The organism is Spirosoma rhododendri (assembly GCF_012849055.1).
GTDB classification, from domain to species: domain Bacteria; phylum Bacteroidota; class Bacteroidia; order Cytophagales; family Spirosomataceae; genus Spirosoma; species Spirosoma rhododendri.
On sequence record NZ_CP051677.1, the window covers coordinates 1,840,695 to 1,864,361 of the forward strand.

20 protein-coding genes and 4 tRNA genes are annotated in these 23,667 nt (G+C 51.9%); 21 read left to right on the top strand and 3 right to left on the bottom strand.

The window, feature by feature from the left end:
• Window positions 1-17 precede the first annotated feature (17 nt).
• Together HH216_RS07580 and HH216_RS07585 are read right to left on the bottom strand one after the other, a co-directional pair.
• Entirely contained in the window at window positions 18-1,862 is a 1,845-nt protein-coding gene (locus HH216_RS07580; protein WP_169550246.1) for a M56 family metallopeptidase, read from the bottom strand.
• Window positions 1,863-1,900: 38 nt separating this feature from the next.
• Window positions 1,901-2,263, bottom strand: coding sequence for a BlaI/MecI/CopY family transcriptional regulator (locus HH216_RS07585; RefSeq protein WP_169550248.1), 363 nt, complete (start codon window positions 2,261-2,263; stop codon window positions 1,901-1,903).
• 111 nt (window positions 2,264-2,374) lie between these two features.
• Between HH216_RS07585 and HH216_RS07590 the strand changes: the two genes are divergently transcribed.
• Together HH216_RS07590 and HH216_RS07595 are read left to right on the top strand one after the other, a co-directional pair.
• On the top strand, window positions 2,375-2,863 hold the full coding sequence (locus HH216_RS07590) for a gliding motility lipoprotein GldH (RefSeq protein WP_169550250.1): 489 nt from the start codon (window positions 2,375-2,377) through the stop codon (window positions 2,861-2,863).
• Complete coding sequence (locus HH216_RS07595) at window positions 2,863-3,507, top strand: phosphatase PAP2 family protein (RefSeq protein WP_169550252.1); 645 nt, start codon at window positions 2,863-2,865, stop codon at window positions 3,505-3,507. The genes HH216_RS07590 and HH216_RS07595 overlap by 1 nt, the downstream gene beginning before the upstream one ends.
• A gap of 33 nt (window positions 3,508-3,540) precedes the next feature.
• Here the strand turns inward: HH216_RS07595 and HH216_RS07600 are convergent, their stop codons facing one another.
• The gene (locus HH216_RS07600) at window positions 3,541-4,050 is read right to left on the bottom strand and encodes a DUF4293 domain-containing protein (protein WP_169550254.1); all 510 of its coding nucleotides are present in this window, start codon (window positions 4,048-4,050) and stop codon (window positions 3,541-3,543) included.
• 51 nt (window positions 4,051-4,101) lie between these two features.
• Here HH216_RS07600 and mnmD point away from each other — a divergent pair, with 51 nt between their 5' ends.
• From mnmD to HH216_RS07695, 19 genes are all read left to right on the top strand, one after another.
• A complete protein-coding gene (gene mnmD, locus HH216_RS07605; protein ID WP_169550256.1) occupies window positions 4,102-4,770 on the top strand; it encodes a tRNA (5-methylaminomethyl-2-thiouridine)(34)-methyltransferase MnmD in 669 nt (222 codons plus the stop codon).
• A 78-nt stretch (window positions 4,771-4,848) separates the two neighbouring features.
• Entirely contained in the window at window positions 4,849-5,436 is a 588-nt protein-coding gene (locus tag HH216_RS07610) for a thioredoxin family protein (RefSeq protein WP_169550258.1), read from the top strand.
• A gap of 184 nt (window positions 5,437-5,620) precedes the next feature.
• Complete coding sequence (locus HH216_RS07615) at window positions 5,621-7,636, top strand: M13 family metallopeptidase (RefSeq protein WP_169553299.1); 2,016 nt, start codon at window positions 5,621-5,623, stop codon at window positions 7,634-7,636.
• 106 nt (window positions 7,637-7,742) lie between these two features.
• Window positions 7,743-8,258 (top strand): hypothetical protein, encoded by a 516-nt coding sequence (locus HH216_RS07620; protein WP_169550260.1) that lies wholly within the window; start codon window positions 7,743-7,745, stop codon window positions 8,256-8,258.
• Between the two features lie 112 nt (window positions 8,259-8,370).
• Window positions 8,371-8,456, top strand: a tRNA-Tyr gene (locus HH216_RS07625).
• Window positions 8,457-8,555: 99 nt separating this feature from the next.
• Window positions 8,556-8,631 (top strand) — tRNA-Gly (locus tag HH216_RS07630).
• 106 nt (window positions 8,632-8,737) lie between these two features.
• A tRNA-Thr gene (locus HH216_RS07635) sits at window positions 8,738-8,809 on the top strand.
• 158 nt (window positions 8,810-8,967) lie between these two features.
• Complete coding sequence (tuf, locus tag HH216_RS07640; protein ID WP_169550262.1) at window positions 8,968-10,155, top strand: elongation factor Tu; 1,188 nt, start codon at window positions 8,968-8,970, stop codon at window positions 10,153-10,155.
• 133 nt (window positions 10,156-10,288) lie between these two features.
• Window positions 10,289-10,359 (top strand) — tRNA-Trp (locus HH216_RS07645).
• Window positions 10,360-10,376: 17 nt separating this feature from the next.
• Entirely contained in the window at window positions 10,377-10,568 is a 192-nt protein-coding gene (gene secE, locus HH216_RS07650; protein ID WP_106136149.1) for a preprotein translocase subunit SecE, read from the top strand.
• Window positions 10,569-10,627: 59 nt separating this feature from the next.
• Window positions 10,628-11,188, top strand: coding sequence for a transcription termination/antitermination protein NusG (gene nusG, locus HH216_RS07655; RefSeq protein ID WP_169550264.1), 561 nt, complete (start codon window positions 10,628-10,630; stop codon window positions 11,186-11,188).
• A 155-nt stretch (window positions 11,189-11,343) separates the two neighbouring features.
• A complete protein-coding gene (gene rplK, locus HH216_RS07660; protein ID WP_106136147.1) occupies window positions 11,344-11,787 on the top strand; it encodes a 50S ribosomal protein L11 in 444 nt (147 codons plus the stop codon).
• 24 nt (window positions 11,788-11,811) lie between these two features.
• Window positions 11,812-12,510, top strand: coding sequence for a 50S ribosomal protein L1 (rplA, locus tag HH216_RS07665; protein ID WP_106136146.1), 699 nt, complete (start codon window positions 11,812-11,814; stop codon window positions 12,508-12,510).
• 3 nt (window positions 12,511-12,513) lie between these two features.
• The gene (rplJ, locus tag HH216_RS07670) at window positions 12,514-13,047 is read left to right on the top strand and encodes a 50S ribosomal protein L10 (RefSeq protein WP_169550266.1); all 534 of its coding nucleotides are present in this window, start codon (window positions 12,514-12,516) and stop codon (window positions 13,045-13,047) included.
• A 58-nt stretch (window positions 13,048-13,105) separates the two neighbouring features.
• Window positions 13,106-13,489 (top strand): 50S ribosomal protein L7/L12, encoded by a 384-nt coding sequence (rplL, locus tag HH216_RS07675; RefSeq protein ID WP_169550267.1) that lies wholly within the window; start codon window positions 13,106-13,108, stop codon window positions 13,487-13,489.
• Window positions 13,490-13,738: 249 nt separating this feature from the next.
• Complete coding sequence (rpoB, locus tag HH216_RS07680) at window positions 13,739-17,608, top strand: DNA-directed RNA polymerase subunit beta (RefSeq protein ID WP_169550268.1); 3,870 nt, start codon at window positions 13,739-13,741, stop codon at window positions 17,606-17,608.
• 112 nt (window positions 17,609-17,720) lie between these two features.
• Window positions 17,721-22,091 carry a DNA-directed RNA polymerase subunit beta' gene (rpoC, locus tag HH216_RS07685; RefSeq protein ID WP_169550269.1) on the top strand — a complete coding sequence of 1,457 codons (4,371 nt, stop codon included), beginning with the start codon at window positions 17,721-17,723 and terminating at the stop codon, window positions 22,089-22,091.
• 195 nt (window positions 22,092-22,286) lie between these two features.
• Entirely contained in the window at window positions 22,287-23,153 is an 867-nt protein-coding gene (locus HH216_RS07690; protein ID WP_169550270.1) for a transglutaminase domain-containing protein, read from the top strand.
• Window positions 23,154-23,157: 4 nt separating this feature from the next.
• A complete protein-coding gene (locus HH216_RS07695; protein WP_169550272.1) occupies window positions 23,158-23,601 on the top strand; it encodes a hypothetical protein in 444 nt (147 codons plus the stop codon).
• Window positions 23,602-23,667 lie beyond the last annotated feature (66 nt).

Here is a 23,667-nt window from a genome sequence, read left to right on the forward strand (position 1 = left end):
GTGAATGAGTATCAGACCTATTTGTTTACCACGTACAGAAGCAGTGCAACAGTTACCACACGCTTGTTGACGGGGTCATATTTCGTCCTTTTCACAACGGCATACAGCCTATCTGCTGTCAATAAGTCAACCGCGTTTACATCAGCTGGCTGATTATTAATGAAGATGGCTGCTGCTTTACTTTCGTCGTCAACTACCAACGACTTGTTTGCCTTCACCAGAATCCCGCTGATTTTGGTTGATTTATTGTCGAAATAAGCCCGGTCGTATCGGGTAGATACACCATCGGGAGCAGGGATTTTCCACCTGGCATGATAAATCATTGTCTCTAGCTCAGGGTAGCTAGTCGATTCAATAATTGCTTCTTCGTCGTTCGTCGAGGTGCGCCGGAGCGCCATGGGAAACGATTGGGCTACATCGTTTATAGAGCTAATACCCCTGCTTTTGTCGAAAGGGCCAATCAGAACGTAACCAGCTATCGTTGTGATTGGCATTCTGCCATCAGTCGCTGTATCACAACTACTTGCTGATCCACCATTTATTCTGGCGATGGTAACGTCGATTTGGTCGATGTAAGAAAGAGAGGGATCGTATTTTATCTGGCGAAGCTGAAGCTTGTGGTTATGCTTGTTCAGTTCGTGTTGCAGACCGCCCAGATCGTCCAGCGATGTCTTTGGCGTAATGATCCAGTACAGGACGTTGCCTCGATAAACAACAAGCCGCGACTGACTGACTTGAGCAGAATCAGTGAGAACTGTTTTCTCCGCTGGATTGGCGATGGCTGTTTCAACCGATTGAGCTAACATTTTCGTACGTACGTCCGTATGCCCTGTATCGCTCGGGATGTATGGTGCTAGCGTCGGCTCATTCTCTGTACTTGTCCCCGCGGATGATACCTCTACAGCCCGGGCCACGGGAGCCACTAGCTGTTCCGCCTTGTGTCGTGCGAATGCCGTTACCATAGTCAGGCTCAAAGTCATGACAACCGGATACTTGAGCATATGGAACCAGCGCGACCGCTGGCGGTTCATCATCCTGATTCGATCGCGGAGTTGCGACGCACTAAAGGAATTCGTAATGGGTAATGAGCCCGACGCTATGCTGACCTTAACCAGGTTATACTGATACGTTCTGGCGTCCACCCCTTCGGCCAGAACAGCCTGGTCGGCGCAGAATTCGAGCGTTTGGTGAACGAGTCGGCGAAAGAGGTAGGCCGCCGGGTTCAGCCAGAACACAGCGCAGACGCTTTCCGCCATAATCATGTCCAGGCTATGCCGCTGGCGAACATGGACGCGCTCGTGCCGCAGAATCTGATCTAGTTCATCCCCCGTATGCCGGGCCGGGTTTAGCACTACCCAGCGGAGAAATGAAAACGGCGCACTGACTGCGGAGTTTGTTACCAGCGTAAATGCATCGAATTGCTCCCGGTCTGAGCGTCGGACAAGCCGCCAGATCGACAGTAACTGAAGCACAAAACGCCCGGCCAGCAGGATCAGGCCAGTCAGGTAAATACCAATGAGAGCCAGTTGCCACGACCAGCCAAAACGTGCCAGTCGGCGGATGGGCGCAACCGGGTACGCGCGTCCATTGGGAAATGTGATGGTAACGGGCGGGTGGGGTGGTGCCTGGGGTAGCACTTTCGGCGCAATAACCTGTGCTGTGTGCTGCATGGCAAACCGCACCCGATCGGGACGCCAGTCGGGAAACTGTAGGGCTGGTAAAATCAGCACCGACAGAATACCCAGCCAGAGCATCAGGCGATTGGTCTGAAAAAACGTTTCGCGCCGGAGGAGTAAGTAAAAAGCTACGCTCACCACGGTCAGCAGCCCATTGGCCAGCAACACATAACGCAGTGTTTCCATCGTTGTAGAGATGACGCAGGGTGGTGAAGCGGTAAAACTTACTTTTTCTGTTCGATGAGGGCTAGAATCTCGCGCAGTTCGTCGGCCGAAATCTTCTCATTTTCAGCAAAGTAGCTAACCAGATTCTTGTATGAATTATCGAAATAATCGCCAACGACCTTTTTCAGAACGAAGCGGTTTTGATAAAATTCTTTCGAGATAATAGGGTAATACTCGTGGGTATTGCCGAAGGCTTTGTGACCCACGTACCCTTTTTCTTCCAGATTACGGATGATCGTCGATACCGTGTTGTAGTGCAGAGGAGGATCGGTGAAAAGCGGTACCATGTCTTTCACGTAAGCCTGCTCCAGCTTCCACAGCACCTGCATGACTTCCTCTTCTTTAGCTGTCAATTTCTCCATAAATCAAAGTTATAACTAGTAATGTCGTTTGCAAACTATTGTCGTAGTTTTTTTGCTGCTTGGCACCCTTCGCTGCCTGTCGTAGCTTTGCCTGTTCGCCTGAATCGATTTATGAAACAAACGGGTCTGCTTCTACTGCTATTAACGGGGCTACTTACCGGCTGCGACTCCAACGCTGTTTTTAAAGAGTATACCGACATCAAAGACGAGAAGTGGTACATCAAAGATGCGCCGTCGTTCACGTTTGAGATCAAAGACGCGTCAGTTCCATACAACCTGTACTACAACCTGCGCAACAATCTGTCGTACGGCTATTACAACCTGTATCTGACCCGCTATCTGCGCGACAGTTCGGGCAAAGAAATAGAGTCGAAGCTGGATGAGCTGATTCTGATGGACCCCAAAACGGGTAAGCCCAACGGCGACGGGCTGGGCGATCTGTTCGACCACAAGTTTCTGTTTAAACGGAATTACCGGTTTCCTGGGCCGGGTAAATACACCATTCAAATCCGGCAGTATATGCGGCAGGACCCCCTGCTGAACGTGCAGAGCGTTGGTATCACTGTCGAACAGGCCACACCAGCCAATTCACCGAACTAATGCTTATCCGGCTTATCCGTTCCAATTACCAGTTCTTCCTGCCTTACGCGGTACTGTTGCTGGTGGTCGGTGTACTGCAACTGACGCGTTCACAGGAGCAACTGATGCAATGGGTCAACGTACGGAACACGCTCACTGCCGACGAAATTTTCCCGTACGCTACCTACCTCGGCGATGGCGTCTTCTTTGTTTTCGTCTGCCTGTTGCTGGCAATCAACAACCGGCGAATCGGGGCTATGGCGTTTGCCAGTTTCGCGCTGTCGTCGCTGGTATCGTTATTCCTTAAGCTGGTGGTGTTTCCGCAGTCGGTACGGCCCCTGAAGATGTTTGAGCATTCGACCTACCAATACCACATCATCAAGGGGCTGGATATTCACAGTTACAATAGCTTCCCGTCGGGCCATACGACATCGGCCTTTGCGCTGTTCGGCATGATGGCACTGATTGACGAACGAAAGGGACGGGGCTGGTTTTTTCTGCTCCTGGCGGCTATGACGGGCTACTCGCGGGTGTACCTGTTTCAGCACTTTGTCGAAGATGCCTACGTCGGTTCGATCGTTGGTACAGTCTCAACCCTTGTCGTGTACTTGCTGATGTATCGTTGGGTGACCCAATACCAAAAGAAAGACCGGCCAACGGTATAAACCGGGCCGGTCAGGAAAACAAGGCAGACTGATTTACCGCAGGCGGTCGGAGCCGCGCACCAGCTTTTCGTCGCGCCGGATAAAGCGGTTCGCCAGCGCATTGAAGATCAACGCAGCAATCAGCGCATAGAATCCCGGCAGGTAATCGCCCTGATCGCCGGGGTTACCGTAACTCTTACCCATGTAAAGCGTACGGTACAGCACAATACCCATGATAGCCGTCAGCATAATGGCGTTGACGGCACACAGAGCCGTTTGCGTCAGGCGATTCCGGTATTGAAAGACGGCATACAGCGATATCACACCGACAATAGCAATCAGCAGAGCCAGATACCAGACCGGTGTAACGGCTGTAGCAGGCGCCAGCTGCTGAGGCAACCCCGCCTGCGGAGCTACGACTTGCTGCTGACTGTACTCCAGCGCCGTTAGCTGGGCTATTTCTGGCGACTGCCTGCCCATCTTTACCCAGATTGGGTTCGCCAGTGCCACAACCATACAAATGGTGATTAGTACTAAAAATATGCTTTGAACGCGTTGAATCATAGATACGTCTGTGAGGTTGTATGCTACAAAAGTAGCCGAAAAAAAAAGGATATGAGTACAACTATTCGGGTGGCTATGACGGCCGACGGATCGCATACGCTGGTGAACGGCGATTTTGAAAAAAGCTACCACTCCGTCTACGGCGCTTTACAGGAATCGCAGCGGGTGTACATTGAACTGGGTTTGCTGCCCGCCTTTGAACGGTTTCCGGCCAATCCGATTACCTTGTTTGAAATGGGTTTTGGGTCGGGGCTGAACGCACTTCTGACGCTCCGTGAAGCGGAGCAGCACCAGCGGCCGGTACATTACGTGGCTATCGATACCGACCCTGTACCGTCCAGCGAAACTCAACAGCTAAACTTCGACCAACTACTGGGTACGCACCATCTCGATGCCCTGCACGAGGCACCCTGGAATACAGTCGTAGCCATAACACCGTATTTTACACTGGAAAAGCGGCAGAGCCGGTTACAGGATTTTGACACCGATCAACGCTTTCACCTTGTTTATTTCGACGCGTTCTCGCCGACCTCCCAGCCCGAACTGTGGGAGGCCGATATGTTCGGAAAACTGGCGGGGTTCTTGTTACCGGGTGGATTACTAACAACGTATTGTTCGAAAAGCGTTGTGCAGCGCGCCATGCGGACGGCTGGCCTGACGGTCGAAAAGCACTCCGGGCCCCACTACAAACGGAACGTGCTGCGGGCGGTCAAAAGTTGATCGACCACTAATTTTATTCACGGTTGAACGTTACAACACTGACGGGTAGCTCCATACAGACAAACGCCCCATCCAGCTATGAATCGTATCCTGTTTTTCACCGTTGCACTGGGGCTATTCGTCACTTGTGCGTTCCGAATGCCTGTGCCAGCCAGCAAACCGGCTGTCGTCAAGAATGAACCAAGGCATATCAAATGGCTGACGGTTCAACAAGCCTACGCACTAACCCAGAAGCAACCCCGCAAATTTGTCATCGACGTATACACCGATTGGTGTGGCTGGTGTAAGGTCATGGACCGGGAAACCTTCTCGAATCCCGCCATCGTCGATTACGTCAACGCCAACTACTATCCGGTCCGCTTCAACGCAGAGCAAACGGCTGACGTTGTGCTGGGCAAGCAAACATTCAAGTATGTCGGTGGAGGGAGCCGGGGTGTCCACGAATTGGCGGCTGCCTTGCTCAAAAATCAGATGAGCTACCCGACTACGGTGTTTATGGATGAAAAATTCAACCTGATTCAGCCGATTCCCGGCTACCTGGAGCCGCGTTTGTTTCACCAGATCATCACCTACTTCGGTGGCGACAACCATCAGAAAGAACCCTTCGATCAGTACAAAGCTGGTACTTACACCCGCACGCATAAAACAACGCTGGCGGGTCGATAACCGGTTAAACATTTGGTATAGTGCAGAAAGCGCAGTCAATTGGCTGCGCTTTCTGTTTAGGTGGAAAAATTAAATTATCTGTAAATTTGACCCCTTACACTCAACACAATTACGCGTGTACTACATGAATCATCAACTAGTGAAACTGGCCTTCGCAGCCCTTGCTTTACAGGCATCGGGCGCAATGGCTCATGTGATCGTGCCACCAGTCAAGAAAAACGCTGCTGTGGCCCCATCAGCCCCCCGAAAATTCATTGACCCGCAGAACATGGATACGTCCGTCAGGCCGGGCGACAACTTTTATCTGTACGCCAATGGCAACTGGCTGAAGAAGAATGAAATTCCGGCGTCGAAAACGTCGTGGGGGAGTTTCAATGAGCTGCGCGACAAAAGCGTGGGTGCCATGAAAACGCTGCTGGAAGATGCGGCCAAAACAACCACGAAAGGACGACTCTACCAGATGGTTGGCGATTTCTACACCAGTGGTATGGACACGGCCACTATCGATCAGCGGGGCTTCGAGCCGATTAAACCGGAGTTGGCCCGCATCGACAAGGTCAACAACAAAGACGCATTCTTCGACGAACTGGCTTATCAGCGGATGCAGGGTAACGGCATGCTGTTTGGCTTCGGTATCACGCAGGATCGCAAGAACGTCACCAAATACCTACCGTCGTTTGGGCAGGGCGGCACTTCGCTCCCCGACCGCGATTACTACCTGAAAAACGATAGCCGTAGTCAGAAAGTCCGCGATGCTTACCGGGACAATGTCACGAAAATGTTTGGCCTGATCGGGGAAGAACCGACCCAGGCATCGCAGGATGCCGACGTCGTGCTGCGGCTGGAGACAGCACTGGCAAAGGCACAGATGGCGCGGGTTGAGATGCGTGATCCGTACAAGACATACAACAAACTGACGGTAGCCAACTTCAGCCAGCAGACGCCCGGCATCAACTGGGCCGATCAACTGGTGAAGTTTGGGGTTAAAGGTCAGGATACGGTGTTAGTGCAGAGCCCGGCGTTTTACAAATCGCTCGACAGTCTGGTAACCGCCACACCTATCGAAGACCTGCGCACGTACATGCGCTGGAACATCATAAAAGACGGTGCACCCTACCTGAGCGATGCATTCTTTAAACAGAACTTTGCCTTCTCCCGCGTTCTGACGGGACAAAAGGTGCAGACCCCCCGTTGGGAACGCATCAGTGGCCTGATCGATGGGTCGTTGGGCGACTTACTCGGGCAGCTCTACGTACAGACCTACTTCAAGCCGGAAGCCAAGCAGCGCATGCTGGCCCTGGTTGATAACCTTGAAGCTTCTTACAAAGAGCACATCAAAAACCTCGACTGGATGAGCGAAGAAACCAAGAAGCGGGCGCTCAACAAACTGACGTCGTTCAAGCGCAAAATTGGGTATCCAGACAAGTGGAAGAACTACGACGGCGTAACGGTAACCCGCAACGACTTCTATGGTAACGTAAAGTCGGTCAGCAAATGGCGTTACAATTACATGATCAACCGCCTGGGTAAGCCCGTCGACAAAACGGAATGGAGCATGACCCCGCCAACGGTAAATGCTTATTACAGCCCCGTCAACAACGAGATCGCTTTTCCTGCGGCTATCCTCCAGTTTCCCTTCTTCGACTTCGATGCTGATGATGCGGTTAACTACGGCGGTATAGGAGCCGTAATCGGCCACGAAATGACCCACGGCTTCGACGATTCCGGTCGTCAGTACGATGCCGACGGTACACTGCGCGACTGGTGGACAAAAGATGACGCTGATAATTTCAAGAAGCGGGCCGATCAGGTAAAAGAGCAGTTCTTTGGCTTCAAAGTGCTTGATACACTCAAAGTCAACGGCCAACTGACACTGGGCGAAAACTTGGCTGACCTTGGTGGGCTGGCTATTGCTTACGATGCATTCAAGAAAACCGCGCAGGGTAAATCGATGGGTAAAAAGGCCGCTATAGATGGCTTTACCCCCGATCAACGGTTTTTCCTGTCGTGGGCACAGGTGTGGCGGGTAAACATGCTCCCTGAAACGCAGGCGCAGCAAATTCTTACCGACCCGCACGCACCGGGTATGTACCGTTGTAATGGTCCACTCTCGAACATCGATGCGTGGTACCAGGCGTTCAACGTGCAGTCTGGCAACACGATGTACAAAAAGCCTGAAGACCGTATTAAAGTGTGGTAGTACACCGAGTTGCCAACACGTCAATAAGCCGCACCTGTCAGTACAGGTGCGGCTTATTTGCAAATGACATTGTACGTTTACGTTGCCAACCTAAACCACCCGACCGATGAAGCATAGCCTGTTCCTTTTCGCTGTTCTTTCTATCCTTGTCAGTTGCCAGTCGAAGCAAAAGCAAGCAGACAATACGACTGAATCCGCAGCTGCGCCTGACAGTACCGCCAGCCTGGCCAAACGTCCGGGCCCCGAGGCTCCGCGTTCAGCTGCCGATCGACTTGTGCGGGCGCTGTACTTCGAACATCAGAAAACCGATAACCCATTCCGCACTACAGACCAGACCTTGGTTGAGCAGTTTTTCACCAAAGCCATTTCTGCTCAACTAGTGAAAAGCAAACCGGCTGTCAAGAACGACCTGCTGTTCAAGACTCCAGACAGCAGGGTTAAAAAGACATGGGTCGAGCCAGCGGCAGTGGGCGGCAGCCGGGCCGTCGTTTACGCAACGTTCGAAGACAAGGGCGAGAAGAAAGAAGTCAGGTTGGAGTTGAATCAGATAGCCGGGCGCTGGCGCATTAGCGAAATGACCTATCCGGATGGCTCAACGCTGACGGGGTTGCTCGGCAAGTAATGCAGGGAAAAGAATTATTTTTAAGATACTTGTTGACAACACGATAAAAGCGTGTAGTTTTGCAACTCCAAACCGGAAACGGGGCGGAAATTGTTCTTTACGAGTGTCTTTTGGGGAGTTTCCAGAGTGGCCAAATGGATCAGACTGTAAATCTGCTGGCGTACGCCTTCGGAGGTTCGAATCCTCCACTCCCCACCACAGAAAGTTATAAAGTTCTATAGTTTGTTAGTTGTAAAGTGTGCGCGCAGGCGACTAAACCTTGCAACTGTTGACTCTAAAACTCTATAACTTTTTTTTGCGGAAGTAGCTCAATTGGTAGAGCGATAGCCTTCCAAGCTATAGGTTGCGGGTTCGAGACCCGTCTTCCGCTCCAAAGACTAAGTTGAGAAGTTCTCCGGTCAAAAAGTTGTAAAATTCTTGCAATCGCGATAGCAACTTTACAACTCTGAAACTGTAAAACTCTACAACTTTTTTTACAAGCCGTTATAGCTCAGCGGTAGAGCACTTCCTTGGTAAGGAAGAGGTCCGGGGTTCAAGTCCCCGTAACGGCTCAAGACTTCTTCGGAGGTCTTTTTTAAATTGAAGCCGCCCGTGCGGTTTTAGGCCGAAACGGTGTCAGTCTCAATTGGAGTTGATCTCGTCCGGCTTGATTGACGTTCAGCGAGTTCATCCAAAAACAAACAACAGTTCACAATAGCGTTTTAAAAACATGGCAAAAGAGAATTTTGACCGCTCGAAACCGCACGTAAACATCGGTACGATTGGTCACGTTGACCACGGTAAAACGACGCTGACGGCTGCCATTACGAAAGTGCTGGCCGAAAAGGGTCTGGCCGCAATTCGGGACTTCTCCTCGATTGACAACGCTCCGGAAGAAAAAGAGCGTGGTATCACTATCAATACATCGCACGTTGAATATTCAACGGCAAACCGTCACTACGCACACGTCGACTGCCCAGGCCACGCTGACTATGTGAAGAACATGGTAACGGGTGCTGCTCAGATGGACGGCGCTATCCTCGTGGTAGCTGCTACCGACGGACCAATGCCCCAGACTCGTGAGCACATCCTGCTCGCCCGTCAGGTAGGCGTACCCCAGCTTGTTGTGTTCATGAACAAAGTCGACATGGTCGACGATCCTGAACTACTTGAGCTGGTTGAAATGGAAATCCGCGAACTGCTGAGCTTCTATAACTTCGACGGCGACAATATCCCAGTTATTCAAGGTTCGGCTCTTGGTGGTCTGAACGGCGATGCCAAGTGGGTAGCTACCATCGAAGACCTGATGCAGAACGTGGATGACTTCATCCCCCTGCCTCCTCGTCAGACGGACCTGCCATTCCTGATGCCGGTCGAAGACGTGTTCTCGATCACGGGTCGTGGTACGGTTGCTACCGGTCGTATCGAGCGTGGAGTTATCAACTCGGGTGATCCAGTTGAAATCCTGGGTATGGGTGCTGAGAACCTGAAGTCGGTTGTAACGGGTGTTGAAATGTTCCGGAAAATTCTGGACCGTGGCGAAGCCGGTGACAACGTAGGTCTGCTGCTCCGTGGTATCGAAAAAACCGATATCCGTCGTGGTATGGTAATCTGTAAGCCTGGTTCGGTAACCCCGCACATGAAGTTCAAGGCTGAGGTTTACGTACTGTCGAAAGAAGAAGGTGGCCGTCACACGCCATTCTTTAACAAATACCGCCCCCAGTTCTACTTCCGTACCACGGACGTAACGGGTGAGATCGTCCTGCCCGCTGGTGTAGAGATGGTAATGCCAGGCGATAACATCACGATTGAAGTAACGCTGATCAACAAGATCGCCATGGAGAAAGGTCTCCGTTTCGCTATCCGCGAAGGTGGTCGCACCGTAGGTGCTGGTCAGGTTACGGAAATCCTCGACTAGTAATCAATAAAGAGCAAGTGCATTTCTTCACGGGAATGCACTTGTTTTTTTAAGATAATCCCGTACTTTTGCAGTCCGTTTCGGAAGCAACCGTAACGGACTTTTTTTAGGTAGTAGCACGACTCGTCGATACACGGGTGTAGTTCAAGGGTAGAATAGCGGTCTCCAAAACCGTTGATGGGAGTTCGAATCTCTCCACCCGTGCTAATCCTGATTCTATAATGGACAAGTTTGTTTCGTTTCTGAAAGCCTCCTGGGAGGAAGTTCAGCACAACGTGACTTGGCCTAAATTCAGCGATCTCCAGTCTAGTTCAACGCTGGTACTGGTGGCCTCGCTGATTTTTGCGCTAATGGTCGGGCTGATTGACCTGGTGTTTGAGAATGCACTCAACGCGTTCTACCAGTCATTCTAAAGTGGGTTGTCAGGCTGCCTGATCAGGTGGCAGACGTAACCTCTTAACGATAGTTTCTTATGAGCGGCATACAATGGTACGTTATCCGGGCCGTTTCGGGACAGGAGAAGAAAATCAAGTCTTATCTCGATAACGAAATCATCCGGCAAAAGTTGGACGAAGTCATTCCGCAGGTGTTGATTCCAGCGGAGAAGGTATACGAAATGCGCAATGGTAAAAAGCGTGTTCGGGAGAAGTCATTTTTTCCGGGTTATATCCTGATTTCGGCTGATTTGGGAAATAACCGTGTCCTTGACATGATCCTCAACATGCCTGGTGTACTGGGCTTTTTGGGAAACTCGCAGGTTGGCACCACGTCGAAAGTTCCGGTTCCCCTGCGGGAGGCAGAAGTTCGTCGGATCTTGGGTAAGGCTGAAGAAGAGGCACAGGAAGTTGCCGCGCCAACAGTTGCTTATCTGAAAGGCGAATCAGTAAAGGTAGTTGATGGCCCGTTTGGTGGGTTCATTGGTACAGTAGAAGAAGTATTTGACGACCGGAAGAAACTGAACGTCGTCGTGAAAATATTTGGCCGGAACACTCCGGTAGAACTCAGTTACGCACAAGTAGAAAAGGAAGCCTAGTTGATTCAACTGGTCTTCCGGGATGCGGCATCTTATGCTTCCCTCAGAAGATGACCCATCAACCCAAGCTGATCTATTGCGAAAGGGGTGCGGGCCGGTTATGTGACTAGCTGGCTAAGGAACCGTAAGCGATAGGTTGTAACTAAATTACCACAATGGCAAAAGAAGTAGGTGGCTATGTAAAGCTGCAAGTCAAAGGCGGGCAGGCTAACCCCTCACCTCCGATCGGTCCTGCATTGGGTTCCAAAGGTTTGAACATCATGGAATTCTGCAAGCAGTTCAACGGCCGTACGCAGGACAAGATGGGTATGGTATTGCCAGTTTTGATCACGTATTATAAGGACAAGTCCTTTGATTTCGTCATCAAAACGCCCCCTGCGCCGATCCTGCTGATGGAAGCAGCTAAACTGAAAGGTGGCTCTGCTCAACCCAACCGGAAAAAAGTTGGTTCAGTAACGTGGGATCAGGTTCGGACCATTGCCGAAACCAAGATGCCCGATCTTAACTGCTTCACAGTTGAGTCGGCAATGCGTCAGGTAGCTGGAACGGCCCGCAGCATGGGTATCACCGTAAGCGGTGCTTCCCCCTTTGAGAACTAACAGACTTGCTGAGCAAACACAGAAATGGGTAAGCTAACGAAAAAACAAAAAGAAGCGCTGACGAAGTACGATGCTGCTAAAGAATACTCGCTCCAGCAGGCAGCCGAGATTCTCAAGGAGATTTCGTACACGAAGTTTGATGCTTCTGTGGACATTGATGTCCGGCTGGGCGTTGATCCGCGTAAAGCCGACCAGATGGTACGTGGCGTAGCTACGCTGCCACATGGTACGGGTAAGACGGTTCGCGTGTTGGTGCTTTGCACCCCGGACAAGGAGAACGAAGCGAAAGAAGCCGGAGCTGACTACGTTGGCCTCGACGACTATATTCAGAAGATCGAGCAGGGCTGGACGGACATCGACGTGATTATCACGATGCCGAACGTCATGGCTAAAGTTGGTCGTCTGGGTAAAGTGCTGGGTCCTCGCGGGCTGATGCCAAACCCGAAGTCGGGTACGGTGACGCCGGAAGTAGGCAAGGCTGTTCGCGAAGTGAAGGCTGGTAAAATCGACTTCAAAGTTGACAAAACCGGTATCATTCATACCAGTATTGGTAAAGTATCGTTTACGCCGGAAAAACTGGCCGAGAACGCGCAGGAGATTATCGCTACGCTGATGCGTCTGAAGCCTTCATCGGCTAAAGGCACGTACGTGAAAACGATCAACCTGTCGAGCACGATGAGTCCGGGAGTAACGATTGACAAAGGCACAGTAGCCGGTATATAAGCCATGAAGCGCGAGGACAAAGGAGCAATTATTGAGGAATTGACTGGCAAGTTTCAGTCGACTCCCTTCTTCTACATCACGGAAGCCAATGGCATGACGGTAGCCGAAGTCAACGAACTTCGTCGGAAATGCTTTGAGCAGGGTATCGAGTACAAAGTGGTGAAAAATACCTTCATTAAGAAGGCTCTCGAAACCCTGGACGCGGATTATACCCCGTTCAACGATACGGTGCTGCAAGGGCAGTCGGCGGTGATGTTTCACCCTGACAATGCTAAAGCACCGGCAAAACTCATCAAAGAGTTTCGCAGAACGAGTGAGAAGCTACAATTGAAAGGCGCGTCTATCGACAGCAGCCTGTTCATTGGCGCTGATCAGCTTGACACGCTCATCGCGCTGAAAAGCAAAGAAGAGCTTGTTGGCGAAATTATCGGTCTGTTGCAGTCGCCCGCCAAGAATGTCATCTCGGCACTTCAGGGTGGTGGTAACAAACTGGCCGGTATCCTCAAGACGCTGTCGGAGCGCGAGGAAGCCGCTTAATTACCAATCCGATATCTATTTTTCAATCTTGTATCACAATCAAATTTAGAATACGACAATGGCAGATTTGAAAGCGTTCGCTGAGCAGCTTGTAAGCCTGACGGTTAAAGAAGTTAACGAACTGGCTACCATTCTGAAAGATGAGTACGGTATTGAGCCAGCAGCCGCAGCTCCGGTAATGGTTGCCGGTGGTGCAGGTGCAGGTGATGCTGCTCCAGCCGCTGCTGAGAAAACATCGTTCGACGTTGTTCTGAAGTCGGCTGGTGCTGCTAAGCTAGCTGTGGTGAAACTGGTGAAAGACCTGACGGGTCTGGGCCTGAAAGAAGCCAAAGAACTGGTAGACAGCGCTCCGAAGCCGGTTAAAGAAGGTGTAGCTAAAGACGAAGCTGAATCGCTGCGTAAGCAACTCGAAGAAGCTGGTGCTGAAGTTGAAGTAAAATAAGCAACCGCTTACTTACATATTACTCTAAGCAGGAGAGGCCAGACACATTGTCTGGTCTTTTCCTGCTTAGAGATTTTTTGTCTATGCACTTGCAAAAGACAAACTTATTATTATTGCCTTACGTTGTCTATTTATCCCCCTTGGATTGGGTGACGTCCGGGGTCTGAATAGCCGCTTAGTTCGAATGCTGTTGCAACTCTTCGCAATACATTCACATAGAATCGGTTACGCACTAAACGAAGTACAATCTTGGCTACAAACGCGAAAATCAGTACGCGCAAAAATTTTGCGACGATTCAGCCAGTGATTGAATATCCCGATTTTCTGGATATTCAGGTCAAATCCTTCAAAGATTTTTTCCAGCTTGACACACCTTCCAACCAACGGTCGGAGGAGGGTCTATTCAAGGTGTTTCAGGAAAACTTCCCGATTTCTGATTCCCGTGAGAACTTCAAGTTGGAGTTTATCGACTATCTGGTCGATCCCCCTAAGTACTCGGTTGATGAATCTATCGACCGGGGATTAACGTATTCTGTCCCGCTCAAAGCGAAACTGCGTCTGTCGAACAATGACCCCGACAACGAAGATTTCGAGACGATCGAGCAGGAAGTGTTTCTGGGAAACATCCCATATATGACCGAAAAGGGTTCGTTCGTCATCAACGGTGCTGAACGGGTGATTGTTTCGCAGCTCCACCGGTCGCCGGGCGTGTTCTTCTCGATGAGCAAGCACACGAATGGTACCAAACTTTATTCGGCGCGTATCATTCCATTCAAAGGGTCGTGGATTGAATTCTCGACCGACGTTAATAACGTCATGTACGCTTACATCGACCGGAAGAAGAAATTTCCGGTGACGACGTTGTTGCGTGCTATTGGCTTTGGATCAGACAAAGACATTCTCGATCTGTTTGGTCTGTCGGAAGAAGTACCGGCAACGCAGGCAAACCTGAAGAAAGCGATCGGCCGTCGGCTGGCAGCACGGGTACTGCGCACATGGACGGAAGACTTCGTCGACGAAGACACCGGTGAAGTTGTATCGATTAGCCGGAACGAGGTGCTTATGGAGCGCGACTCGGCTATCTCGGTCGATGATATAGAGACGATTCTGGAATCGGGTCAGAAGTCGGTCATCCTGCACAAGGAAGACATGAACATGGCCGATTATAACATCATTTACAATACGCTGCAAAAAGATAGCTCAAACTCGGAAAAAGAGGCTGTTGAGCAAATCTATCGGCAGTTGCGTAATGCTGATGCCCCCGATGAGCAGGCTGCTCGCGAGATCATTCAGAGCCTGTTCTTCTCAGACAAGCGGTATGATCTGGGTGATGTTGGCCGGTACCGGATCAACAAAAAGCTGAACCTGGAGATATCGCTGGACATGAAGGTACTGACCACGGAAGACATTGTGTCGATCGTGAAGTACCTGATTGGTCTGATCAACTCGAAGGCCGTGGTCGATGACATTGACCACCTAAGCAACCGGCGGGTTCGTACCGTTGGTGAGCAGCTCTATGCACAGTTTGGTGTTGGTCTGGCGCGGATGGCGCGAACGATCAAAGAACGGATGAACGTTCGGGACAACGAAGATTTCAAACCCGTTGACCTGATTAACGCCCGTACACTGTCGTCGGTCATCAATTCGTTCTTCGGTACCAATCAGCTGTCGCAGTTCATGGACCAAACCAACCCACTGGCCGAGGTGACGCACAAGCGTCGTATGTCGGCACTGGGACCCGGTGGTCTGTCACGGGAGCGTGCAGGTTTTGAAGTTCGTGACGTACACTACACCCACTACGGGCGGCTTTGTACGATTGAAACGCCGGAAGGCCCGAACATTGGTCTGATCTCGTCACTTTGTGTGTACGCCAAGATCAACAGCATGGGCTTTATCGAAACACCGTACCGGATCATTGAAAATGGTAAGGTGTCGATGGAAAAGCCGGTGATGTACCTGACGGCCGAAGAAGAAGATACGCACTACATCGCGCAGGCAAACGCTGGTGTCGATAAGAAAGGTAACTTCCAGGTCGATCGGTTGAAGGCTCGTTTTGAAGGCGACTTCCCGATGGCTGAGCCGGGCAACGTTACGTTCATGGACATTGCGCCGAACCAAATTGTGTCGGTAGCTGCGTCGATGATTCCGTTCCTGGAGCACGATGACGCCAACCGTGCTCTGATGGGATCGAACATGCAGCGTCAGGCAGTGCCTCTGCTCCGCCCCGAAGCGCCTATCGTTGGTACGGGTCTGGAAGGTCGTGTTGCTGTTGACTCGCGCACACTGGTGATTGCTGAGTCGGACGGTATCATCGATTTCGTTGACTCAACCAAGATTGTGGTTCGTTATAATCTGAATGACGATCAGATGGCTGTTACGTTTGATGAGGACGTGAAGACATACAACCTGATCAAGTTCCGCCGGACGAACCAGGATACCTGCATCAACATCAAGCCGACTGTTTACAAAGGACAGAAGGTGAAGAAGGGCGATGTGCTTTGCGAAGGCTACGCGACGCAGGCGGGTGAACTGGCACTGGGCCGGAACATGAAAGTGGCCTTCATGCCATGGCAGGGCTACAACTTCGAGGATGCCATTGTAATCTCGGAGCGGGTAGTTCGCGAAGACATTTTTACGTCGATCCACATTGAAGAGTTCGAACTTGAAGTTCGGGACACGAAGCGTGGCGAAGAGGAACTGACCTCGGAAATTCCGAACGTATCGGAAGAGACGGTTCGTAACCTCGACGAAAACGGTATCGTTCGCATCGGTACCGAGGTGAAGGAAGGCGACATCCTGATCGGTAAGATTACACCGAAAGGGGAGAGCGATCCGACGCCGGAAGAAAAGCTGCTGCGCGCCATCTTCGGCGACAAGGCTGGCGACGTGAAAGATGCATCGAAGAAAGCGCCACCGTCGTTGAAAGGCGTCGTTATCGACACCAAACTGTTTGCGCGTCCGGCCAAAGAAGACCGGGGTAAGCACAAGGAAGAGGTGAAGGTGCTGATGAAGAAGTATGGCCGTGAGCTGAACGACTTCCGTGCCCGGATGATCGACAAGACGGTAGCGTTGCTGGAAGGCAAGACGAGTGCCGGTGTGAAGCATAAGTTCGGTGATGAGATTGTTAGTAAGGGTGTGAAGTTCAGCCGTAAGAACATTACGGAGAACCTGTTCCCTGACAAGAACAACTACCGCGACGAAAGCAGCTACGCCGTACCGGAAGAAGCGAACCTGTTGTCAGACATGAATCTGAACGACTGGACCGACGACGCCCGGATCAACGAGATGGTTGTTTCGCTGGTGAAGAACTACAACAACCGCCGGAGCGAGATCACGGGTCGGTTCAAGCGGGAGCGGTTTACGCTCGAAGTGGGCGACGAACTACCTGCAGGTATCGTGAAGCTGGCTAAAGTGTACATCGCCAAGAAGCGTAAGCTGAAGGTGGGTGACAAGATGGCCGGTCGACACGGTAACAAAGGTGTCGTTGCGCGGATCGTTCGCGATGAAGACATGCCGTTCCTCGAAGACGGAACCAAAGTCGACATCGTGCTGAACCCGCTGGGCGTACCAAGCCGGATGAACCTCGGACAGATCTACGAAACCGTATTGGCGTGGGCGGGTCAAAAGCTCGACCGGAAGTACGCAACGCCGATCTTCGACGGGGCTACCGAGCAGCAGGTTGCCGACGAACTCGATGCCGCTGGTCTGCCGTCGTTTGGCCGTACGTACCTGTACAACGGTCTGACGGGTGAGCGTTTCGATCAGAAAGTAACGGTTGGTATCATCTACATGCTGAAACTGGGTCACCTGGTCGACGACAAGATGCACGCCCGTTCGATTGGACCCTACTCGCTCATCACGCAGCAGCCGCTGGGTGGTAAAGCGCAGTTCGGTGGTCAGCGGTTCGGTGAGATGGAAGTGTGGGCACTCGAAGCCTTCGGGGCATCGAACATCCTGCAAGAGATTCTGACCGTGAAGTCGGATGACGTCGTAGGCCGTGCCAAAGCATACGAGGCTATCGTGAAAGGTGAAAACCTGCCGAAGCCGAATATCCCTGAGTCATTCAACGTACTTGTTCACGAGCTACGCGGTCTGGCCCTTGAAATTACCCTCGAGTAAAGTGGTTTAACGTTCACTGTTTAAGGTTTAAGGTTGTCCGGTACGCTGGCATAATCTTAAACCTTAGACGTTAAGCTTTAAACCACCTATTTAAACCTATAATCTCCAACCAATGTCGTTCAAAAAGAACAAGAAACTCAATAGCGACTTCCAGAGCGTGACGATCAGCCTGGCGTCGCCGGAGTCTATTTTGGAGAGTTCCTACGGCGAGGTGACACAGCCGGAGACCATCAATTACCGGACTTACAAACCCGAAATGGGCGGCTTGTTCTGCGAGCGCATCTTCGGACCGGTGAAAGACTGGGAGTGTCATTGCGGCAAATACAAGCGGATCCGGTACAAGGGCATTATCTGCGACCGTTGTGGCGTAGAGGTGACTGAGAAAAAGGTTCGCCGGGAGCGTATGGGCCACATCGAACTGGTGGTGCCTGTTGCGCATATCTGGTATTTCCGGTCGCTGCCAAACAAAATCGGATACCTGCTGGGTCTGTCGACCAAGAAACTCGATCAGGTTATCTATTACGAACGGTACGTTGTCGTTCAGCCGGGGGTGAAAGCCGAGGATGGTATCAACCAGCTCGACTTCCTGACCGAAGACGAATACCTCGACATCATCGACAAGCTGCCGAGCACGAATCAGCATCTGGACGATAAGGACCCTAATAAGTTCATCGCAAAGATGGGTGCGGAAGCACTGGAGATGCTGCTCTCGCGTGTAGCTCTCGACGAACTTTCGTACTCGCTGCGCCACGCAGCCGCTACGGATACGTCGCAGCAGCGGAAGGCCGAAGCACTGAAGCGGCTGAAAGTAGTGGAAGCGTTCCGGGAAGCTAATGGCCGGATTGAGAACCGCCCCGAGTGGATGGTAATCAAGATGGTACCAGTTATTCCACCCGAACTGCGCCCACTCGTCCCCCTCGACGGTGGCCGGTTTGCTACGTCTGACTTGAACGATCTGTATCGCCGGGTTATCATTCGGAATAACCGTCTGAAGCGCCTGATCGAAATCAAAGCGCCGGAAGTAATTCTGCGGAACGAAAAGCGGATGTTGCAGGAAGCTGTCGACTCGCTGTTCGACAACTCGCGGAAGGTAAACGCCGTGCGTTCGGAAGGTAACCGTGCCCTGAAGTCGCTGTCTGACATGCTGAAGGGTAAGCAGGGCCGTTTCCGGCAAAACCTGCTCGGTAAGCGGGTCGACTATTCGGGTCGTTCGGTTATCGTCGTTGGTCCTGAACTGAAACTGCACGAGTGCGGTCTGCCGAAAGACATGGCTGCCGAGCTGTTCAAGCCGTTCGTTATCCGTAAGCTTATCGAGCGGGGTATCGTAAAAACGGTGAAGTCGGCGAAGAAGATCGTTGACCGGAAAGACCCCGTTATCTGGGACATTCTGGAAAATGTACTGAAAGGCCACCCTGTCCTGCTGAACCGTGCTCCGACACTGCACCGCCTGGGTATTCAGGCGTTCCAGCCGAAGCTGATCGAAGGAAAGGCTATTCAGTTGCACCCACTCGTTTGTACGGCGTTCAACGCCGACTTTGACGGTGACCAGATGGCTGTCCACGTGCCACTGGGGCAAGAGGCTGTGCTCGAAGCATCACTGCTGATGCTGGCGTCGCACAACATCCTGAACCCGGCCAACGGCGCGCCGATTACGGTACCGTCGCAGGACATGGTACTTGGTCTGTACTACGTAACGAAAGGCCGTAAGAGCATTCCTGAATACCCGATTCTGGGCGAAGGCATGACGTTCTACGGTGCTGAAGAAGTTATCATCGGTATCAACGAAGGCCGTGTATCGAAGCACGCTAACATCAAGTGCCGGGTGAAAGTCCGGGATGAGAACGGCGAACTGGTGTACAAAGTAATCGACACGGTTGCGGGTCGACTGCTGTTTAACCAGGCGGTACCGGAAGAAGTTGGATACATCAACGAATTGCTGACGAAGAAGAAGCTGCAACAGATTATTGCGCTGATCTTCAAGATTTCGGGTGGTGCGCGGACGGCTCAGTTCCTTGATGAAATCAAAGAACTTGGTTTCCAGATGGCCTTCAAAGGTGGTCTGTCGATCGGTCTGAGCGACGTGATGATTCCAGAAGCCAAACAGGGGCTGGTTGACGAAGCCAAAGCCGAAGTACAGGGCGTATGGGACAACTACCTGATGGGTCTGATTACGGAAAACGAACGCTACAACCAGGTTATCGACATCTGGACGCGGGTAAACTCGCGCCTGACCGAAACGCTGATGAAGCAGCTCGAAGCCGATCAGGGTGGTTTCAACTCGATCTACATGATGATGCACTCGGGAGCCCGTGGTTCGCGTGAGCAGATTCGTCAGCTGGGTGGTATGCGGGGTCTGATGGCCAAGCCGCAGAAAAACCTGCAAGGCTCGGTTGGTGAGATCATCGAAAACCCAATTCTGTCGAACTTCAAAGAAGGTCTCGACGTACTCGAGTACTTTATCTCGACACACGGTGCGCGGAAAGGTCTGGCGGATACGGCTCTGAAAACGGCCGATGCCGGTTACCTGACCCGTCGTCTGCACGACGTGGCGCAGGACGTTATCATCGTCGAAGACGACTGTGGTACGCTGCGTGGTCTGCAAGTGTCGGCGCTGAAAGATAACGAAGACATCGTTGAACCGCTGTCGGAACGGATTCTGGGCCGCACCACGGTACACGATGTGTTTGACCCGCTGGCGAAAGATGCCGAAGGTAAGCCGCTGAAGATCGTGGGCGCCGGTGAGCTGATCACGGAAGAAATTGCCGCAGCTATCGACGAAACGAGCATTGAAACGGTCGAAATCCGGTCGGTACTGACCTGCGAAGCCCGTCAGGGTGTGTGCGCGAAGTGCTACGGTCGTAACCTGGCGTCGGGCCGTATGGTCGACATCGGAGAAGCCGTGGGTGTTATCGCGTCGCAGTCGATCGGTGAGCCGGGTACACAGCTGACGCTCCGTACCTTCCACGTGGGTGGTACGGCCTCGAACATCGCGGTCGATGCATCGATCAAAGCGAAGTTCGACGGTCTGATCGAGTTCGAAGAAATGCGGACGGTTGAGTCGGAAGACGCCGAAGGCAACGCACAGACAGTTGTAATGGGTCGTTCGGGCGAAGTCCGGATTGTTAGCCCTGAAGACCGCAACGTGGTCCTCATCAGCAACAACGTTCCATATGGTGCGTTCCTGCGTGTGAAAGACGGACAGACGGTGAAGAAGGGTGATGACATCTGCGCATGGGACCCTTACAACGCCGTTATCCTATCGGAACTGACGGGTACACTGACGTTCGATGCTATCGAAGACGGTATTACGTACCGTGAGGAGTTCGACGAACAGACGGGCTTCCAGGAGATGGTAATCATCGAAACCCGCGACAAAGCCAAGAACCCGGCCATTGTTGTGCAGGGTACGACGACGCTGTCGCTGCACCTTGGCGAAGCCGATGCATCAGGATTGCTCCAGAAGAGCTACAACCTGCCGGTTGGTTCGCGTCTGGTAGTAAAAGCTGGTCAGAAGATCAAAGCCGGTCAGCCGCTGGCCAAGATTCCGCGTAACGTGGGTAAAACCCGCGACATTACGGGTGGTCTGCCACGGGTAACTGAACTGTTTGAAGCACGTAACCCGTCGAACCCGGCGGTTGTGAGTGAGATCGACGGTGTGGTTACGTACGGTACGATCAAGCGTGGTAACCGCGAAATCTTCATCGAGTCGAAAGACGGCACGAAGAAGAAGTACCTTGTACCGCTGTCGAAGTTCATCCTTGTACAGGATAACGACTTCGTCCGGGCAGGTGCTCCGCTGTCTGACGGTGCCATTACGCCGAGCGACATTCTGGCCATTAAAGGTCCGACGGCCGTTCAGGAGTATCTGGTAAATGAAATTCAGGAAGTATACCGCCTGCAAGGGGTGAAAATCAACGACAAGCACATCGAAGCCATTGTTCGGCAGATGATGCAGAAAGTTGAGATCATCGACTCGGGCGATACCAACTTCCTCGAAGGTCAGGTTGTCGACAAGTGGTCGTTCCGCGAAGAAAACGATAAGGTACTCGACGCTAAAGTCGTTATAGAAGCGGGTGACTCGCCAAACGTAAAGCCGGGTCAGATCGTGACGAGCCGTCAGCTCCGCGACGAGAACTCAAGCCTGAAACGGCGCGACATGGCACTGGTGCAGGTACGTGACGCTATGGCAGCTGTATCGCAGCCAACGCTGATGGGTATCACGCAGTCGTCGCTGGGTACCGACAGCTTTATCTCGGCGGCTTCCTTCCAGGAAACGACGAAGGTGCTGAGCGAAGCCTCGATCCGTGGTAAGCGTGACATGCTCGACGGTCTGAAAGAGAACGTTATCGTAGGTCACCTGATCCCGGCCGGTACGGGTATCCGTCGCTATCAGAATGCCATCGTTGGCTCGAAAGAAGAACTCGAAACGATCACCGAATCGAAAGAGCAATTCACCAAGAGCAAGCGTAAAGCACTGGTATAGTAGATTTTGAGTAGAGAAAGCCACTTCGGGAAACCGAAGTGGCTTTTTTATTTTGCAATGAACGGCGGGAAACCGGAACCGGCTGTTGTACGCTGTTTTATATGCCGATCAGCAACGATGTGCTTTCTTTGCGGGTATACAAAACAAAAGAAAGACGTTCGGGATTAGACACTTGAATACAACCGATATCGCCCTATGCAACTAAATGCTGGCTGTGAACTACATTTCAATGCCAAAGAAACAACTCCGCTGATCCTGATGCTTCGTCCCCGTTCGGGCGATGGGCAATGGATTATAAAGGAAGAATACCACATAACCCCCGTCGTTAACGTAACTGAGTTTACGGATATGTACGGCAATCTCTGTCAGCGAGTGATTGCACCCGAAGGGCCATTCTCCATCAATTTCTCTGCTACGGTACAAACGGCGGACGACATCGATGTTGTGCTGGACGCGCCCTACACACCCGTTGAGAACCTGCCCGACGAAGTGCTGCACTACACGTTGCCGAGCCGCTACTGCCAATCGGATATGCAGGGTCAGCTGGCTGCGGATATTACGAAGGATAGCATGCCGGGCTACGGGCAGGTCGAAGCCATTCGTAGCTGGATTCACTCGAATATCAAGTATCAGTACGGTACCAGCAATGCCAGCACATCGGCGGTCGATACGGCTAACAGTCGGGTAGGCGTTTGCCGCGATTACACCCATCTGGGTATTTCGTTGTGCCGCGCGTTGAATATTCCGGCCCGAATGGTCGTTGGGTACCTATACAAGCTTGACCCGATGGACATGCATGCCTGGTTTGAAGCGTATGTCGATGGTCGTTGGTATACGTTCGATGCAACGCAGGATAAGCCGCGCGGCAACCGCATTACGGTGGCCTACGGACGCGACGCTGCCGATGTTGCCTTTACGACTCAGTTCGGCGATATGGAATTAAACACGATGAGCGTGTGGGTAAATGCTGTCGATGAAGCAGAGGCTGAAAAAAAAGCACCTGAGCCAGCAACGGTTCCTGACGCATCGGGGTCTACTAGTCAAACAACTACTGCCGCTTAACACAATGAGAACTCCGCTACTTTCTACGGCCGCTTTATGCCTGGCTGGCTTGTTGACTAGTTGTCAGCAGGGTGCTGATATTGAGCCGCAGAGCCTCTCGCAGGCGGTAGCCGGAACATACAAAACCAATGCGTTTGTCAATCCGCTCTTTGTGGCGCTGCATACAGATCAGATACCGCATCTGGTTGTCAAACCCGAAACAGACAGTACCGTTACGCTGATTTATAATCAGTTTTCTCCCAGCAAAGTAACTCAGCAGCTGACACAGGTAGTGCTGCAACGGCAGGGCGAAACGATATTTCTAAAGCAGAACGGTAAGCCGATTGGTAGCTGGCAGTGGGACCGGGTCTTTACCAGCAACGGTGTAGAAACGCAAACAAACGTGTTGCAGTTGGCTAAACAGGTTAGTCAGGACAGCAGCGTGTCATTTACGGGGTACAGGGAGTAGTCGCTTGCTGATCGTGTTATAAAGCAAAGAAGCACCGAGCGTTAGCCCGGTGCTTCTTTGCTTTGT